This window comes from Sediminitomix flava (assembly GCF_003149185.1).
Lineage (GTDB): Bacteria > Bacteroidota > Bacteroidia > Cytophagales > Flammeovirgaceae > Sediminitomix > Sediminitomix flava.
In genome coordinates, this window is sequence record NZ_QGDO01000009.1 from 79,221 (window position 1) to 95,497 (window position 16,277).

Consider the following 16,277-nt stretch of genomic DNA (forward strand, 5'->3'; position numbering starts at 1 on the left):
TGCAAATTTAGTTATATCTGAATTATAACTAATTCAATATCTATTCTTTTTTGTTCAATTTTAACATTAATTTGCCAAACAACTTGAAAATTCTTCATTTATAGATAAATATCTTTAAATGAATAAGTTAGCTAAGTTGGACTTATTTATTGGTTTATATAATCCTCATAAGTTAAGAGGCATTCTTGATTAATGCAAATTATCAAGACTATATTGATAAAACAACCACAATTACAATTTTGTATTAGATTCAGAAAAAATGTCTTGTTTGTTAAATCAGACAAAAGTAGCATATTTGAGCCCTTTGAAAATCGCTTTCATTAAAACCTATAAAAAATAGACTCTCTTTATGAGTGACGAAAAAATAATCTTTTCGATGGCAGGAGTGAATAAGATCATTCCGCCAAGTAAACAAATTTTGAAAAACATTTACCTTTCCTTCTTCTACGGTGCCAAAATTGGTGTTTTAGGTTTGAACGGATCGGGTAAATCTACCCTATTGAGCATTATTGCGGGGAAAGATAAAAACTACCAAGGTGAAGTAGTTTTCTCTCCGGGTTACTCGGTAGGATTGTTGGAGCAAGAGCCAGAACTTGATCCTAATAAAACAGTAAAAGAAGTTGTTCAGGAAGGTGCGCAAGAAATTGTAGACCTTTTGAAAGAGTTTGATGAAATCAATGCTGCTTTTGCAGACCCTGCATTGATGGAAGATCCAGACGCAATGACTAAGTTGATTGAGCGTCAAGGAGAAGTTCAAGAGAAACTTGATCATCATAATGCTTGGGAATTAGACAGCCGTTTGGAAAGAGCAATGGATGCTTTACGTTGTCCGCCTGAAGATGCAATCATCAAGAACTGTTCGGGTGGTGAGAAAAGACGTGTAGCACTTTGTCGTCTACTTTTACAAGAACCAGATATCTTACTTCTTGATGAGCCTACCAACCACTTGGATGCAGAGTCTGTACACTGGTTGGAGCAGCACTTGAAGCAATATAAAGGTACAGTAATCGCTGTAACTCACGACCGTTACTTCTTGGATAATGTAGCTGGTTGGATTCTTGAACTTGACCGTGGTGAAGGTATTCCTTGGAAAGGAAATTATTCTTCTTGGTTGGAGCAAAAGCAAAACCGTTTGGCACAAGAAGAGAAGCAAGAGTCTAAGCGTCAGAAAACACTTCAGCGTGAGTTGGACTGGATTCGTATGGCTCCGAAAGCTCGTCAAGCTAAACAAAAGGCACGTATCAATGCCTATGATAAAATGGCTGGCGAAGAAGCTAAAGAGAAAGAAGCTAAACTTGAGCTGTTCATTCCTCCAGGGCCACGTTTGGGTACTAAAGTGATTGAGGCAAATGGTGTAGCAAAAGCATTTGGTGACAAGCTTCTTTATGAAGGAATGGAATTCTCTCTTCCTCAAGGTGGTATTGTAGGTATTGTAGGACCTAACGGAGTTGGTAAAACTACTTTATTCAAAATGATTACTGGAAAAGAAAATCCAGATAAAGGGTCATTTGAAGTTGGGGAAACAGTACAGATTGCCTACGTAGATCAAGAACACGATAACCTTGATCCGAACAAATCTGTTTGGGAGACAATCTCTGAAGGAAATGAGTTGATGATGCTCGGTGGCAAAGAGGTAAACTCTAGAGCTTATGTAAGTAAATTCAACTTTGCAGGTGGAGATCAGCAAAAGAAAGTGGGAGATCTTTCTGGGGGTGAGCGCAACAGAGTACATCTTGCATTGGCATTGAAAGAAGGTGGTAACTTATTGCTTCTTGATGAGCCTACCAACGACTTGGATGTAAACACGCTTCGTGCTTTGGAAGAAGCATTGGAGAACTTTGCAGGAAGTGCCGTGATTATTTCTCACGACCGTTGGTTCTTGGATAGAATTGCAACACACCTTTTGGTATTTGAAGGTGATTCTCAAGTAAGATTCTTTGAGGGTAACTTTACTGAATACGAAGAGAAGCGTAAGCAAGAAGTTGGAGATATTACTCCTCATCGTATCAGATACAAGAAATTGCAATAGTCAATTCTTACAAAATAAATTAAGCCTTCTCAAACACCATGTTTGAGAAGGCTTTTTTCTAAATATATTAACTGTTCTTAGGGTTATGCTAAGAATACAGATTCAGAATAATGATTGACTACTTTCTTTTAAAAGTTACTTTATACTCACCTAGTCCTTTATAACTAATTGTAGTTTCAAGATCGAAGTCTACTTCTACAATTCCTGCATATGAACCTGTGATTATAGCTTCACCAGCTTTAAAAGACTGTCCACGTTTTGTCATATAGTTGATAAACCAATGAAGTGGATTTTGAGGAAGTTCATTCGGGTGTTTTCCTTCTTTTGTAATCGAGAGTCCTTCTTGCTCAATATCAATGAAGATTTCAGAAGCTTTATAGGCTAACTCTCTTTCTATTTCTGGCCCAATGAATAAACCTTGGTTTACCATACAGTCGGCTAGTTTTTCATAAAATGTAGCACCCGATTCAGCATCAAAACGAGCTTGCATAAGCTCCAATGCCATATGACAATTTCCTATTGCAGCATCAATTTCTTCATTGCTATAACCTTCTGTATTTGCAGGTAAATCTTTCTCTAAGACAAAAGCAATTTCTGGTTCTATACGAGCCATGCTGTTATCTTCAATCAAAGAAACAGTTTCTCCTCTTTGAACCGAATCCATAAAAATAGGGGCTGCTATAATTTGACCTTCAGAAGGAGGTAAAAGACATTTCCATCCTCCAGCATCACCTTTTTGTTTTAGCATTTCTTGGTGGATCGCTAGGGCATCATCAAGGGATTTAGGTCGAATATCTTCAGGAAGTTGTGGAGCTTTTACTCCAGCTTTTCTACGATTCAATAACTCTTTGGCAGCTTTTTCAAAAGGCATACTCATCTTATTCAATTTAAATATGTATAGTCTCAGTTGGCTTAATTAAAGCGAAATTATACTGAAACTATATCTCAGACAAATTGAATACTAGATATTGATACTTAAAAAGTGTGATGTTATAGAAAAGGTATGACTATACAAATAGCGCCTCAATCTCATTCAAGTTCATCATCACAATTGTCTTACGACCATCAGGAGCGTAGCTTGGAGTAGGACAAGCAAAAAGCTGTTCTACAATCGCATTCATCTCTTCTTTTTCCAAATGATCTCCTTTCTTGATACACGTTCTTTTAGCCAACGATCTAGCTATATTTTGTGTATTAGAAAGTTCTAGCTCGCTTTTGTTGAGCTTCAATTGTTCAATGATACCTTCTAGGGTTTCTTTTTCACTAGAATCTTTGATAGCCACAGGCATTCCACTAATAATCACTTTTGTTTTTCCTGCTACTTCAATAGAGAAACCAAGGGCTTCAATTTCATGTCTGAACTCAGCAAGTAGAGCCAAGTCAACAGGATTTAATTCAAGCGTACGAGGGAACAGTAACTTCTGAGAAACACCAGAGTTATTATTGATTTGCTGCATAAAACGTTCGTAAAGCACACGTTCGTGAGCAGCTTCCTGATCCATCAGCATAAATCCTGATTTCACTTGGAAAAGGATATAGCTATCTCTGATTTGGATAGGTTCACGTTTTTCACTTTCGTTGATTTCGTCTGAAGACGTTTCTGTGTTGGCAGCACTACTGAAACGAAGTTCTGTAGCTTGTGATTCTTCATTTTCCGAAGGAATATTCAAGTCAACATCATTGAATGGATCAATGCCTGAGCTTGTGTTGTTATTCCAAGGCTTCATAACTGGAGGAGGAGTTGAGTTCTCATCTTTCCAGTCATTCATTCGTGAAGAAATTTTAGTAACTGCCGGCTTATCTTCCGTTGTTGAGAAGTCTAAGTCAGCACCAAAATCTACATGAGGGGGTTCAGCACCCAAATCAGAGAATTTACTGAAAGCTGTAGTCGTTTCAGTTGGTTCTGAAGTATTCTCAAAAGAAGTTGGCATATGAGGTTGATTGTCTTTGGCAAAGTTTACATCAATACCAAAGTCAATAGATGGGGCAATTCCGTAACTTGCCAATGCTTGTTTTACTGCAGCAGAAACAACGGCATAAACCGTTCTTTCATCTGAAAATTTCACCTCTGTTTTGGTTGGGTGCACATTGACGTCTACATCTTTCGGATCAATTTCGATCGAAAGTTTATAGAATGGGTAGTTTCCATCGGGTAACAAACCTTCAAAGGCATTCATGACAGCATGATGCAATGAGGCATGTCTGATATATCTTCCATTTACAAAGAAGAATTGCTCTCCTTTGGTTCTTTTAGACGATTCTGGTTTTCCAATATAGCCTTCAACCTTGATTACTTCTAAGTCTTCTTGGCAAGGGATCAATTGCTCTTGGTAAGATTTGCCAAATAATCCAATGATTCGTTTGGCTGGTTTGCCATTACGAAGGTTGTAAATCTCTTGATCGTTGTGATGAAGAGACATACTGACTTGTGGGTTAGTTAATGCAACACGTTGGAATTCTTCAAGAACGTGTTTGAACTCAACCGCATCAGACTTTAAGAATTTTCTGCGAGCAGGAACATTGAAGAATAAGTTCTTGACAGCAATAGATGTTCCTTTTGGTGTAGCGACAGCTTCTTGTTTTTCAATTTTGGAACCTTCAATTTCAATCAATGTACCTGTTTCTTGTTTCTCAGTACGAGTTTTCAACTCTACTTGAGCAACAGCGGCAATAGAGGCAAGAGCTTCACCTCTGAAACCAAATGTACGGATTGCAAAAAGGTCATCGCTTGAAGAGATTTTAGAAGTAGCGTGGCGTTCGAAAGACATGCGGGCATCCGTTTCAGACATACCTTTTCCATTGTCAATGATCTGGATAAGAGTTTTTCCAGCATCTTTCACAATGAGATGTATCTGAGTAGCTTTGGCATCAATGGCATTTTCCAAAAGTTCTTTCACTACAGAAGAAGGACGCTGAACGACCTCTCCTGCGGCAATTTGGTTAGCCAATGATTCTGGAAGTAAACGGATAATATCTTGCATAAACTAAAAGTCTGAAACGCCGTGGCTTAAATTGAAAATGCTGTCAAGGCAAATGAGTAAGCATTCCATCTTACTCTAAGTCACAAACTTAAAAATTCTTTTATCAAAAAACGCATAATTGTGCTTCGTTTGATCTTTTTTAAGAGAAAAAACTCCTTTTTAAAATGCAATTTTTTTTTCAGTGAGGGTAAATATTCAGAGAACATTAAAAATCCAGCTCCATTGAACTTTTTGTATCGTTTATTTGGTATCTTCTTTTAATGTTAAATTTCTTTTAAAAGAGTTATTTCTGAAGGGGGAAATCCGTGCTTTTTTGGAGTATGTTTATCTACCTTTTTAGCTGAAAAAGAGATGTCGGATTGTTACATAGCCGAAGGGATGTTTTAACGTTGAATTTAAGATGTAAATATGACTGAAAAAGAAAAAATGCTTTCGGGAAAGCCCTATAAAGCTTTTGGCGATGAATTATTCCAAGAAAGACAATTTGCAAAGGAAATCATCTATGAGTTCAATAATCTGCCACCAAAGCAAGTGGAGAAAAGGAATGAGTTGATTCGAAAACTATTAGGGAGTACACAAGACACATTTTTTATTGAGCCACCTTTTAGGTGTGACTATGGCTATAACATAGAAATTGGTCAGAACTTCTATTCAAATTATAACCTAACTATTTTGGATTGTGCAAAAGTCAAAATAGGTAACAATGTACTTCTCGGCCCTAATGTGAGTTTATATGCAGCAGGGCATCCGTTGCATTTTGAGAAAAGGAATGAAGAATATGAATATGCATTTCCTATCACAATCGGTGATAATGTTTGGATTGGTGGAAATGTGGTAGTCAATGCAAATATTAGCATAGGAGAAAACACTGTAATTGGCTCTGGAAGTGTAGTGACGAGAGATATTCCTAGTAATGTATTGGCTGCCGGAAATCCTTGTAAAGTCATAAGAGAAATTACAGAAGAGGATAAATTGTATTATTTCAGAAAGGAAAAGTTTTAAAAATAAAAACAGCCTAATAGCTTTTCAGAGTAAGCTATTAGGCTGTATATTTTTTGTCTTGAATTCCGTATTAAGCTGTAGCTTTCTCCTTGAAGAAAACTTTGACTGATTTTATTCGCTTTTTGGTGACATTACCAACCGTAAAGACGATGTTTGAAAATTCAATTTCTTCACCTGATAAAGGCATTTTTTTGAAGAGCTCAAGAATCAGTCCTCCAAGAGATTCACTATCTCCTCTTGCATCTTCGAAGATATCCATAGGCAGATCGACTGTTTTACAAAAGTCACTCAATGATGTTTTTGCATCAAACATGAAAGTGAACTGATCTAGCTTTTTGTAATAAGAAGGCTCTGCTTCGTCGAATTCATCATTGATTTCTCCAACAATCTCTTCAATCACATCTTCAAGAGTAACCAAGCCTGTTGTTCCTCCATATTCATCTACAATAATAGCCATATGAACTCTTCTTGATTGGAAATCTCGAAGTAGTTCGTCTAGCCTTTTGCTTTCTGGAATGAAGAAAACCTCTGAGCGGATTAGCTCTTGCCAATCGAAGTCCTCGCCTTTGTCTAGATAAGGAAGAAGGTCTTTGATGTAGAGAATTCCTTTGATTTTATCGATGGTATCTTGATAAATAGGAATTCTTGAAAATCCAGAATCATTGATAATCCCCATAAGCTCATGGAAATTAGTCTCGATATCTACAGCAGTGAGGTCCATTCGAGACTTCATGATCTGTGTAACCATTTTACCACTGAAGTTTACGACTCCTTTAAGAATCTCTTCGGCATTATCATTCTGTTCGTCTTCGGTAATGATTTCTACAGCTTCGTTCAATTCATTGACTGAAAGAGCCATGTTACTTTGATTTCCTTCAAGTCTTTTCTCCAATCGATTTCCGACCACTGTGAGTAGCCACGAAAAAGGTTTTAGAATAGACATAGAAACCGAAAGCATTTTAGCGGTCAGTCTCGCGAAAGTGAGGTTTTGCTGTGATGCGTATAATTTTGGTACAATTTCACCAAAAAATACAATAGCAGCAGTCACTACGATAGTTTGTAGAAATATAACACTCGGACTTGTTCTGCTTATTTCCAACATATCTGCAATTTGCCAAGTGGCATAGGCAGAGATGGTTACGATAGCTACGTTTACCAAGTTGTTGAGAATAAGTATAGTGGCTAACAAGAGTTTTGGATTCCCCAAGAGGCTGAGGATATTCTTGTCAGTGGCATCGCCTTTTTCTTCACAAGTTTTAAGTTGTTCGTTAGAGAGTGAGAAAAAAGCCACTTCAGAGCCTGATACAAGGGCAGATATCACCAATAGAAAAAGGGTGACCGAAATTGCCACAAGTGGCAGCTCCGAAAATGATAAGTCGGATAAGACCATCAAGAATGAATGTGCCGTATCGGGTTCGACTGGATCTTCCAAGGTTTGTAATGTTTAGTGAATAATATCTTAGAACGGCAAGTCGTCAACTTCGCCTTCAGAACCACCATTCATTGCGTCTGGTTCATTTGTTGTACCAGATGGAGGTTGTTGATTCATTTGGTTTGGCATATCTGCTGCACCCGGAGCACTGTATCCGCCTGGTGCGCCACCAGCTTCCGGACGAGGATCTAGAAGCATTAAATTGTTAGCCACAACCTCTGTAATGTATCTTGTTTGTCCGTCTTTATCGTAAGAGCGGTTTGTTAATTTACCTTCAATGTAGACTCTGCTACCTTTTTTCAAGTATTGTTCTGCGCGTTGTGCAAGCCATCTCCAAGCTACAATATTGTGCCATTGAGTTTCTTCTTTCCACTCCCCGCTTTTGTCTTGCCAGTTTTCTGAAGTTGCAATTGAAAAGGTTGCTACAGATGAGCCGCCTTCAAAGTGTCTGATTTCTGGGTCTCTACCAAGGTTACCGATAAGAATAACTTTATTTATTCCTGCCATTTTTTAGATAAATCTGTTTAAGGTATAATCAATAATATGAGAAAATAATCAATAAAAATAAGTATTCAAATAATTATGAATGATGATTGGTTTAGGTTGTTTCTCAATATTGTCTAAATCCATCAAGGAATACTCATCTTTCTCACTGAACAAAGATACAGATTTTTCGATATCAACCTTATAATGGTAGAAATGAATATGGAGTCTTTGGTGCGATAAAATGTGCTTGTACATTTCTGAGATTTGAGAAGGAGCATTCTCTTGCAGAAATGTTTTTAATTCAAGGTCTTCCGTAAGTTGATCTATGTTTTCAAGATTTAACTCTTTATGGTCGCTTTCCAATAATGGGAAGTCGTAAAGTCCTTGCCAAATGCCCTTACCCTTTCGCTCTTTTATCCAATATTTTTCATTTTCTTCAATGACCAAATAATGGAAATAACGGTCTGTAACTTTTGTCTTCTTTAGTTTTACGGGCAATTCCCCTACTCTGTTCTGTTTTCTTGCTTCACACTCTTGTACAAAAGGACAATGCAAACAGTTTGGACTCTTTGGTGTACAATGAATTGCACCAAATTCCATAAGTGCTTGATTGAAAGTATCGGGCTGTGTATCCGAAATTAAGGTGTTGGCTACTTCGGCAAACTCCTTGATTCCGTTTGTACTATTTATAGGACTATCAATGCCGAATATTCTTGAAAGCACGCGGTAAACATTACCATCTACTGTTGCTACTTTTTCCCCGAAAGCAAAAGAGGCAATAGCAGCAGCAGTGTAGTTTCCGACACCCTTTAGTTTGAGTAAATCTTTGAAGTTTGTCGGAAATTCGCTCGATAGATTTTCACTAATGTGTTTGGCTGTGAAATGCATATTTCTGGCTCTCGAATAATAACCGAGTCCTTGCCATAGGCGTAAGACTTCTTCTTCTGTGGCATTTGCAAAGTTTTGGATGGTTGGGAAAGCTTCTTCAAAAGCGAGATAATAAGGCAAACCTTGTTGAACTCTAGTCTGCTGAAGAATAATTTCTGAAAGCCAAATTTTGTAAGGGTCTTTGGTATTTCGCCAAGGCAAATCACGTTTGTTTAGCTCATACCACTCAATAAGTTTGTTGCTGAAGTCTGACATTAGTTGTTAGCGGTCTTGGATTGAACTTTCTTAAAAATTGGAACAAGAATAAAATACAGGATGAAACCTAGTGGAATTACTGTAATCCCCCAAACAGCGGCAGCACGGAGTAAAACAGAACCGAGTTCTTGCAAGGTTTCCCAAAAATGCTCGGTAAACATTTCTTGTAGCTGATCCAAAGTGTATGGAAAGGCTTCTTTACCAAAAAGTGTTGCTCCTCCTTGAATAAATGGAATGATGAGCGCCAACTGTATCGGATAAATCGCATAATTTACGATCTGAATTGCTACCAAATTCAATCTGAATACAATTGCTAAAATGGCAGCAATGGCTGTTGTTGTTCCTAAAATCGGGAAAAGTCCGATGGCAATCCCCATTACAATAGAAGCTGCTAATTTTTGTGGTGTTGTTCCCTCTTTCAGTAAAGTCAATAATGGTTGAATGACTTTATTCTGTAAATATGTCTTTATCAATGTTTCTCGTTTTTATCCTCCTCTACTCTATATCTTCTGTTTCCCCAAATGTATTCAAAACATGTTGAATCAAATCTTCTACAGGATAAGTTTGCTGACACTTGCATGGTGGAGTTACACAATTACACTCTTCTTTCTCATTGAATAGCAATTGGAGCTTTTCATTGGGTAAGAAATGATTCTTATGCTTCGGAGAAATGATTCCGAATGCAGAAATTTTTAGTTCGGCAGCGAGTTGTAGACTTGTATGATCAAAAGAAACAAGTCCATCAGCCGCCGCAATGAAGTCGTAAGTTTCTTCTGAAGACAGTTTTCCAGTCATATCGGTTACTGAAGGAGGATAGAAAAGATTTGGCTGATATTTTCTGATCATTTCACCATCCTGTTCAGAACCTAGAATAAAGAACTGAAAACGATAACGGGGCAGCTTCTCTACCAAATCAAAATAATTAGGCAAAGGGTAAATCCATTTAGCTCCTTTCTTATAAGGCATCAGAATCAGATTAACGGCATCTTTTTTAATTGTTCCTTTAAACTGCATCAATCTGTCATACTCGTCTGGATACGGGAAGTTCATAGCCGAATCCTCTTCTATTTCTCCATCTAAAAAGCTAGCAAATTGAAGATACTGTTTATATAAAGGAAGATTTAAGTCTCTTTGAAGCGTTTGTGAATAGAGCCATCGGTCTTTAAAACTTTCTTTAAATGTGATTCTGTGCGGAACTTTTGCCTTCTTCGCTAGCTTTGCCAAAGGGTTCCAACGAGATAAGAAAAAGATAATCTCAATCTTGTTATCACTAAAGAAAGATTCTTTTTTAATACTGCTCAAACTATGGAATTCATCAACGGATGGACTCTTTAGCAGTAGTTCTTCTGATGATAGATCTCCTATCCATATAACATTGTGTTGTTGATATCTTTTTTTGAGGGCATTTGCAAGTGCTAAACCCAATAATGGAGAGCCTTCATCTTCTGTGAGGTAGATTGCAATTTTAGATTCTGAAGATATATTTTCTATTCTTGTAACACTTTTCATTCGCTAACGTTTTTCTTTAAAAACACTTGATAACCAACTTGAAAAGAACCAATATGTTATTATTAGGTGCTTCAGATGCACTTAATGAATACAGCCCTGTTTTCTTAAAGTTGAGTTTAGTATCTTTAGGAAAGTGATTGATTTCACAACCCAAACTTTCAACCGCCAAATTCAACCAACTATGTCTCATCTTACTAAAGTATTCGACCCGATGGGAGAACAAACTACCAAAAAGAATCAGTACTCAGAAGAAGAAAAGGACCGCGTGTTCAATGCTGAGTTCATGCCCCATATTGACTCAATGTATAACTTTGCTTACAAACTCACTTTAGATGAAGAGGATGCAAAAGATCTTGTACAAGATACTTATATGAAAGCATACCGATTCATTTCATCTTTTGAAAGGGGCACCAATGCGAAAGCATGGCTTTTCAGGATTCTAAAAAATAGTTTTATCAATGATTATCGACGCAAAAGTAAACAACCTTCTAAAATAGACTACAATGAAGTGGAAAGCATTTACAATTCTGATGATGTAGACCACAACATTACTGTCGATTTGCGTCAAGAAACAATGCAAAATAGAATCGGAGACGAAGTGACCAATGCGCTTAATTCTTTAGCAGTAGATTTCCGAATTGTCATTATCCTATGTGACCTGGAAGGGTTTACATACGAAGAAATGGCAAAAATCTTGGATATCCCGATTGGTACAGTCCGTTCTCGTTTGCACCGTGCCCGAAATCTCATGAAAGAAAAATTGGCACTTTATGCACAAAGCATGGGCTATAATACCAAGAAAGCCAAGCTTGAGCATCAGCACATTGAAGGTTTCAATGGCGATCAAGATGCTATTTAAATCCTAAAACTTAATCTATGTAAGAAACTATACTCAGAGAAAAAAAACTAAAAGGGTGATGCTTTGTTCGACGCACTTGTGGCATTCGGAAAAAGCATCACCTTTTTCTTTTAGCGTAAGATTTCAAAATAAATTTAAAAATACACTAGACAGAAATATAAAAATTACGACATTTGCCCCTTTATACCATAAGATAACTTGTCATAAACAAACGCTATGAGTTCGGGGAAAATCATCATCTTCTCAGCACCGTCTGGAGCTGGTAAAACGACAATTGTAAGACACCTTCTTGGCAAAGATGAGCGTTTAACATTTTCAGTTTCAGCAACTACACGCCAACCACGTCCGAATGAGGTTGACGGAAAAGATTATTATTTCCTTTCGGTAAGTGATTTTGAAAATAAAATCAAGAATGAAGAATTTGCCGAATATGAGCAAGTTTATGAAGGTCTGTTTTATGGAACGCTGAAAGCAGAAATTGAGCGTATTTGGAGCTTAGGCAAGCATGTTGTGCTAGATGTAGATGTGAAAGGTGGTATTAGCATTAAGAAAATCTACAAAGAAAAAGCCTTAGCCATTTTTGTAATGCCTCCTTCTGTAGATTGTTTGCTAGAACGTCTGATTGGTAGAAATACAGAAACGGAAGAAAGCATTAAGATGCGAACAGAAAAAGCAGAATACGAATTGTCTTTTGAAAATGAATTTGATGTTTCTGTGATCAATGATAAGCTAGAAAAAGCTTGTGCAGAATCGGAAAACTTAATCAATACATTTATAGGGCAGTAATTTCTAAAGGAGAAACAAGATGAAAGTAGGCTTATTTTTTGGTTCATTCAATCCTATCCATGTTGGGCATCTGATTATAGCCAACCGAATGGCAGAAAGCCAAGAAGTAGATCAGGTGTGGTTTGTTGTTTCTCCTCAAAACCCTTTTAAAAAGAAAAAGTCGTTAGCGCATGAGTTTGACCGATTGGATATGGTCAGACTAGCCATTTCAGACAATCCACTTTTTAATGTTTCTGACATTGAGTTTCGTATGCCTCGCCCGAGTTTTACGGTAGATACTCTTACCTATTTGTCAGAAAAATATCCTTCTTATGATTTTAAGCTGATTGTAGGAGAAGATAATCTAGAGCATTTCCCGAAATGGAAAAACTATGAGACTGTTTTGGATGAGTATGGATTATTGGTTTACCCCAGACCAAACTCAAATGCATCTGATTTAGTAAAACACCCTAATGTCAAGTTTATTGAAGCTCCTCTAGTTGACATTTCTGCTACTTATATCCGTAAGTCTATTGCTGAAGGTTTGTCTTTACGCTACATGGTACATGAAGAGGTCATCAACTACATAGAAAGCAAAAAACTCTACATGTAAAGTACATTTGTATTTTCCCTTTTTACATTTATTGGATATGTTTGTTGGTAGGCTGTATCTTTAAATTGAAGAATACAGTAAAGACAATTCTGCAAAAAAATTGTAGCAAATCAATATAAGGCAGAGTATTTGTTTATTTTAAACTGATAGAGTTTCATTTTTTCATGATTAGAGACTCGAACCAATAAACTTAGTAGATTCTAAATTCAATTAATGATATGAGAAAGCTGGTTTTACTATTCTTTGTGTCGTGGTGCTATACGGTGGCATTTGCACAAAGTGATCTAGGCCTATCTTCTTATGTAGAGGGGGAAAAGCTGAGAGAAAGCGGACAATATTTGTTGGCGATCGATCAGTATAATCAAGCTATTTCTGAAGACCCAAAAAATTTCAACTTTCACTTCAAGAAAGGAATGTGCTACTACAAACTTCGACAAGCAGATAATGCAATGGAGAGTTTGTTGAAAGCTGTTGAGCTAAAACCTGAAGTAGCTGAAGCTCACGCTAAGCTTGGAAAGCTATACGAATACAAGGAAAAAGTTGATAAATCTATAGAGCATTATAATCATGCGTTCAAGTATGATGACTCTCCTCAAAAGAAATTAGAGTATAAAAATAATATTCTGAAACTCTTAATTCAGTTGGATAGATTGGATGATACAGAAACTCATTTGGTAGATATTCTTGATATCAACCCAAGAAATGTGAGAGCTTTGTATTATTACGCTAAGCTGATGAATCAAAGAGGAGAATACTCAAAGGCAAAAGATGCGGCATCGGCAGGGCTTGATATTTTGAGAGGTAGTTCACCCAAAGAAACAGCTCGCTTTTATTATGAGCAAGGTTATGCTTCTTATCACCTTCATGAGTATGATCAACTTTCCGATATTCTTTCAAAAGCCAATTATGGTCCTTACCGTGCGTTGGTTACTAAGATGACCCCAACTTATAAATACCGAGTGGCAAAAAGCTATTTTGAAATTTATGAGTATGAAAAAGCAAGAGAGTTATTGTCTGATGCGATGATGATTGATAATTCTAATCCGAAAGTACATGAGCTTCAAATTGAAATTGCACATGCTACTACGGATAAATCGGAGATCATTGCCTTCAATAATGAGATTTTGGCACATGAGGAAAACCCTGTGACTAGAGCACAAAAACACGCAGAATTAGCTCAACTGTATTTGGTACAAGGGAAATATCAGCAAGCGATTAAGATGGCTGATATGTGTTTACAACAAATGCCAGAGCATTATTTGGTAGGCTATATCAAGGCGATTTCTTACTATAAGAGTGAAAATACAAAGAAAGCCGTTGATCAATTGAAAGAATTGGTGAAGTACAGAGGTTTAGATTTGGAAACGAAAGCTCAATACAACTTTTCTCTAGGTGTTATAGCTAATGAATACGGAGAATGGGATACAGCGAAAAGAGCTTTAAAAACAGCCCGCTTAGATAATTCATATCGTTATGCAGCCACAGAGCTTTTGGAAGAGATTACACTGAAGCATTAAAAAAATTCAACCAAGATAGATGAGAGGTATTTCTGAAAAGGAGTACCTCTTTTTTTATTGCCATTTATAGGTTTTTGCCTTTAGATAAAGATGTAGCATGTTTTTTGTCAAAATTCTCTAAATTGTTTAATTCTCAAGGTCAGAGAAAAAAATACTTTTTAATAAGGAATCAGCAGACTAAAATATATTTTATGAACCGCTTTTGGGGAGTATTTTCTTTATTGTTTTTTGGAATTTTTGCAGCCAACGCACAAAGCTCAAATGTGCCATTGAATAAAGAATATTACTATTTATTAGACCGTTACGAAATTCTAAACGGAGGTAATTCCGATTATTATACAACCGTAAAAGCTTATAAAAGAAGTGAAGTAGCTTCTTTTATTGAGCAAATGTATACGGATTCTACTCAACAATTTTCTTTGGCAGACCAATATAATTTAACTTATCTGCTAAGAGATAATTGGGAATGGATTTCAGATGATTCGCTTAAAGCCAGTTTGGCCTATGCTGAAAGGCCGTTTCTTAAGCACTTTTATACAGCTAAGTCTGATTTTTTTAGTGTAGAAGAAAGTAATTTCGATTTACATGTAAATCCTGTTCTTCATTTTAGCACAGGAAAAGATAATAATCTTGATGAGTTGGCTTTTATCAATACTCGTGGTGCTGAAGTAAGGGGAGTTATTGGGAATAAGATTGGTTTCTATTTTTATATGACCGAAAATCAGTCGAGAACACCTGATTATATTCAGGATGAAGTCAATAAAAGGAAGTCGATACCAGGGGAAGGCTATTACAAAATGACTTCGAATGGTGCGTATGATTATTTTCAGGCAAAAGGATATATCAATTTTAATGTGATTGATGAGATTGATTTACAATTTGGTTATGATCGTAATTTTATCGGGAATGGATATCGATCTATGGTACTTTCCGATAATGCGACAGACTATCTATTCTTCCGTTTCAATACGAAAGTCTGGAAGTTGAATTACACCAATATTTTTGCTCAGATGATAGCCAACAATCAAAAGGGAGATGACGGGTTATTTCCTAGAAAATATATGGCATTTCACCATTTAGGAGTAGATATCACTAAAAACCTAAACATCGGAATATTTGAATCAATCTCATATGGAAGAGATAATGGTTTTGATGTCACATACTTCAATCCTATCATTTTCTATAGAGCTATAGAATTCCAACTAGGAGATAATGACAGCGCAATGCTTGGAGCAGACTTGAAGTGGAATTTCTTGAAACACTTTCAACTTTACGGACAGTTTGTTATAGATGACATTCTTCTAAGTGAATTTTTTACAGGTTCAGGCTGGTTTGCCAATAAAATTGGTGGTCAGATCGGATTGAAATATATCAACGCCTTTGGTGTAGATAATTTAGACCTTCAGATGGAGTATAATGCAGCTCGCCCATATATGTATACTCATAAAGGTGAGGTGAATTATGGAAATCATCAGCATTACCAACAAGCATTGGCACATCCGCTAGGGGCAAACTTTCAAGAGGTAATCGGGATTATGCGCTACCAACCGAGTTTTATGCCTAAACTGAGCTTTGTAGGTAAAATGTTTTTGTCTGAACAAGGTATTGATATTACTGATGAAGAGAACTGGGGAAGTAATATTTACTTAGACTATAATGTTGGGAAACCCGATCATGGAGTACCGAACAATACAGACCGAAACGAATATGGCCATAAAATAGGACAAGGAGTACTGAGTAGAAACTTGATTTTAGATGGAGGATTGAGCTATCAAGTGTTTCATAATTTCTTTGTGGATATGAAATATACTTTCCGATGGAATCATATTTCTGACCCAGAGCAACCCGCTCCAATAGAACATAAAACAAACTTTGTCGGAATGGGCTTACGTTGGAATATCCAACAAAAGACTTATGATTTCTAGACTAAAGAAAAACAGA

The 16,277-nt window shown here is 36.7% G+C and carries 14 protein-coding genes; 7 read left to right on the forward strand and 7 right to left on the reverse strand.

The window, feature by feature from the left end; all coding sequences use genetic code 11:
• Positions 1-349 precede the first annotated feature (349 nt).
• Positions 350-2,029 carry an energy-dependent translational throttle protein EttA gene (ettA, locus tag BC781_RS22975; protein WP_109622435.1) on the forward strand — a complete coding sequence of 560 codons (1,680 nt, stop codon included), beginning with the start codon at positions 350-352 and terminating at the stop codon, positions 2,027-2,029.
• 118 nt (positions 2,030-2,147) lie between these two features.
• Here ettA and BC781_RS22980 read toward each other — a convergent pair whose 3' ends face one another.
• Positions 2,148-2,906 carry a hydratase gene (locus tag BC781_RS22980; RefSeq protein WP_109622440.1) on the reverse strand — a complete coding sequence of 253 codons (759 nt, stop codon included), beginning with the start codon at positions 2,904-2,906 and terminating at the stop codon, positions 2,148-2,150.
• A gap of 130 nt (positions 2,907-3,036) precedes the next feature.
• Complete coding sequence (gene mutL, locus BC781_RS22985; protein ID WP_109622442.1) at positions 3,037-5,010, reverse strand: DNA mismatch repair endonuclease MutL; 1,974 nt, start codon at positions 5,008-5,010, stop codon at positions 3,037-3,039.
• A gap of 408 nt (positions 5,011-5,418) precedes the next feature.
• On the opposite strand from mutL, the gene BC781_RS22990 reads away from it, so the two are divergent.
• A complete protein-coding gene (locus tag BC781_RS22990) occupies positions 5,419-6,012 on the forward strand; it encodes a sugar O-acetyltransferase (RefSeq protein ID WP_109622445.1) in 594 nt (197 codons plus the stop codon).
• 70 nt (positions 6,013-6,082) lie between these two features.
• On the opposite strand, the gene gldE is transcribed toward BC781_RS22990, so the two are convergent.
• From gldE to BC781_RS23015, 5 genes are read right to left on the reverse strand one after another with little or no spacing between them, the layout of a single operon-like run.
• A complete protein-coding gene (gene gldE, locus BC781_RS22995) occupies positions 6,083-7,444 on the reverse strand; it encodes a gliding motility-associated protein GldE (RefSeq protein WP_245935651.1) in 1,362 nt (453 codons plus the stop codon).
• A gap of 27 nt (positions 7,445-7,471) precedes the next feature.
• Entirely contained in the window at positions 7,472-7,951 is a 480-nt protein-coding gene (locus tag BC781_RS23000; RefSeq protein WP_109622447.1) for a single-stranded DNA-binding protein, read from the reverse strand.
• Positions 7,952-7,999: 48 nt separating this feature from the next.
• On the reverse strand, positions 8,000-9,073 hold the full coding sequence (mutY, locus tag BC781_RS23005) for an A/G-specific adenine glycosylase (protein ID WP_109622449.1): 1,074 nt from the start codon (positions 9,071-9,073) through the stop codon (positions 8,000-8,002).
• Positions 9,073-9,546 carry a DUF2062 domain-containing protein gene (locus BC781_RS23010; protein ID WP_109622450.1) on the reverse strand — a complete coding sequence of 158 codons (474 nt, stop codon included), beginning with the start codon at positions 9,544-9,546 and terminating at the stop codon, positions 9,073-9,075. Before BC781_RS23010 ends, mutY begins: the two co-directional genes overlap by 1 nt.
• Before the next feature lie 22 nt (positions 9,547-9,568).
• Positions 9,569-10,582 (reverse strand): glycosyltransferase family 9 protein, encoded by a 1,014-nt coding sequence (locus BC781_RS23015; RefSeq protein WP_109622453.1) that lies wholly within the window; start codon positions 10,580-10,582, stop codon positions 9,569-9,571.
• A 211-nt stretch (positions 10,583-10,793) separates the two neighbouring features.
• Here BC781_RS23015 and BC781_RS23020 point away from each other — a divergent pair, with 211 nt between their 5' ends.
• From BC781_RS23020 to BC781_RS23040, 5 genes are all read left to right on the forward strand, one after another.
• Positions 10,794-11,441, forward strand: a complete 648-nt coding sequence (locus BC781_RS23020; RefSeq protein WP_109622673.1) for a sigma-70 family RNA polymerase sigma factor — start codon at positions 10,794-10,796, stop codon at positions 11,439-11,441.
• 216 nt (positions 11,442-11,657) lie between these two features.
• Positions 11,658-12,227 (forward strand): guanylate kinase, encoded by a 570-nt coding sequence (gene gmk, locus BC781_RS23025; protein WP_109622455.1) that lies wholly within the window; start codon positions 11,658-11,660, stop codon positions 12,225-12,227.
• 19 nt (positions 12,228-12,246) lie between these two features.
• The gene (gene nadD, locus BC781_RS23030) at positions 12,247-12,819 is read left to right on the forward strand and encodes a nicotinate (nicotinamide) nucleotide adenylyltransferase (RefSeq protein ID WP_109622457.1); all 573 of its coding nucleotides are present in this window, start codon (positions 12,247-12,249) and stop codon (positions 12,817-12,819) included.
• Positions 12,820-13,037: 218 nt separating this feature from the next.
• Complete coding sequence (locus BC781_RS23035; protein WP_109622459.1) at positions 13,038-14,336, forward strand: tetratricopeptide repeat protein; 1,299 nt, start codon at positions 13,038-13,040, stop codon at positions 14,334-14,336.
• A gap of 191 nt (positions 14,337-14,527) precedes the next feature.
• Positions 14,528-16,261, forward strand: a complete 1,734-nt coding sequence (locus BC781_RS23040) for a hypothetical protein (protein WP_146201762.1) — start codon at positions 14,528-14,530, stop codon at positions 16,259-16,261.
• Positions 16,262-16,277: the final 16 nt, after the last annotated feature.

What these genes read in the sequence shown, in the direction of transcription:
- ettA (WP_109622435.1), top strand. Translation starts at nt 350, where the DNA reads ATGAGTGACGAAAAAATAATCTTTTCGATGGCAGGAGTGAATAAGATC.
- BC781_RS22980 (WP_109622440.1), bottom strand. Translation starts at nt 2,906, where the DNA reads ATGAGTATGCCTTTTGAAAAAGCTGCCAAAGAGTTATTGAATCGTAGA.
- mutL (WP_109622442.1), bottom strand. Translation starts at nt 5,010, where the DNA reads ATGCAAGATATTATCCGTTTACTTCCAGAATCATTGGCTAACCAAATT.
- BC781_RS22990 (WP_109622445.1), top strand. Translation starts at nt 5,419, where the DNA reads ATGACTGAAAAAGAAAAAATGCTTTCGGGAAAGCCCTATAAAGCTTTT.
- BC781_RS23000 (WP_109622447.1), bottom strand. Translation starts at nt 7,951, where the DNA reads ATGGCAGGAATAAATAAAGTTATTCTTATCGGTAACCTTGGTAGAGAC.
- mutY (WP_109622449.1), bottom strand. Translation starts at nt 9,073, where the DNA reads ATGTCAGACTTCAGCAACAAACTTATTGAGTGGTATGAGCTAAACAAA.
- BC781_RS23015 (WP_109622453.1), bottom strand. Translation starts at nt 10,582, where the DNA reads ATGAAAAGTGTTACAAGAATAGAAAATATATCTTCAGAATCTAAAATT.
- BC781_RS23020 (WP_109622673.1), top strand. Translation starts at nt 10,794, where the DNA reads ATGGGAGAACAAACTACCAAAAAGAATCAGTACTCAGAAGAAGAAAAG.
- gmk (WP_109622455.1), top strand. Translation starts at nt 11,658, where the DNA reads ATGAGTTCGGGGAAAATCATCATCTTCTCAGCACCGTCTGGAGCTGGT.
- nadD (WP_109622457.1), top strand. Translation starts at nt 12,247, where the DNA reads ATGAAAGTAGGCTTATTTTTTGGTTCATTCAATCCTATCCATGTTGGG.
- BC781_RS23035 (WP_109622459.1), top strand. Translation starts at nt 13,038, where the DNA reads ATGAGAAAGCTGGTTTTACTATTCTTTGTGTCGTGGTGCTATACGGTG.
- BC781_RS23040 (WP_146201762.1), top strand. Translation starts at nt 14,528, where the DNA reads ATGAACCGCTTTTGGGGAGTATTTTCTTTATTGTTTTTTGGAATTTTT.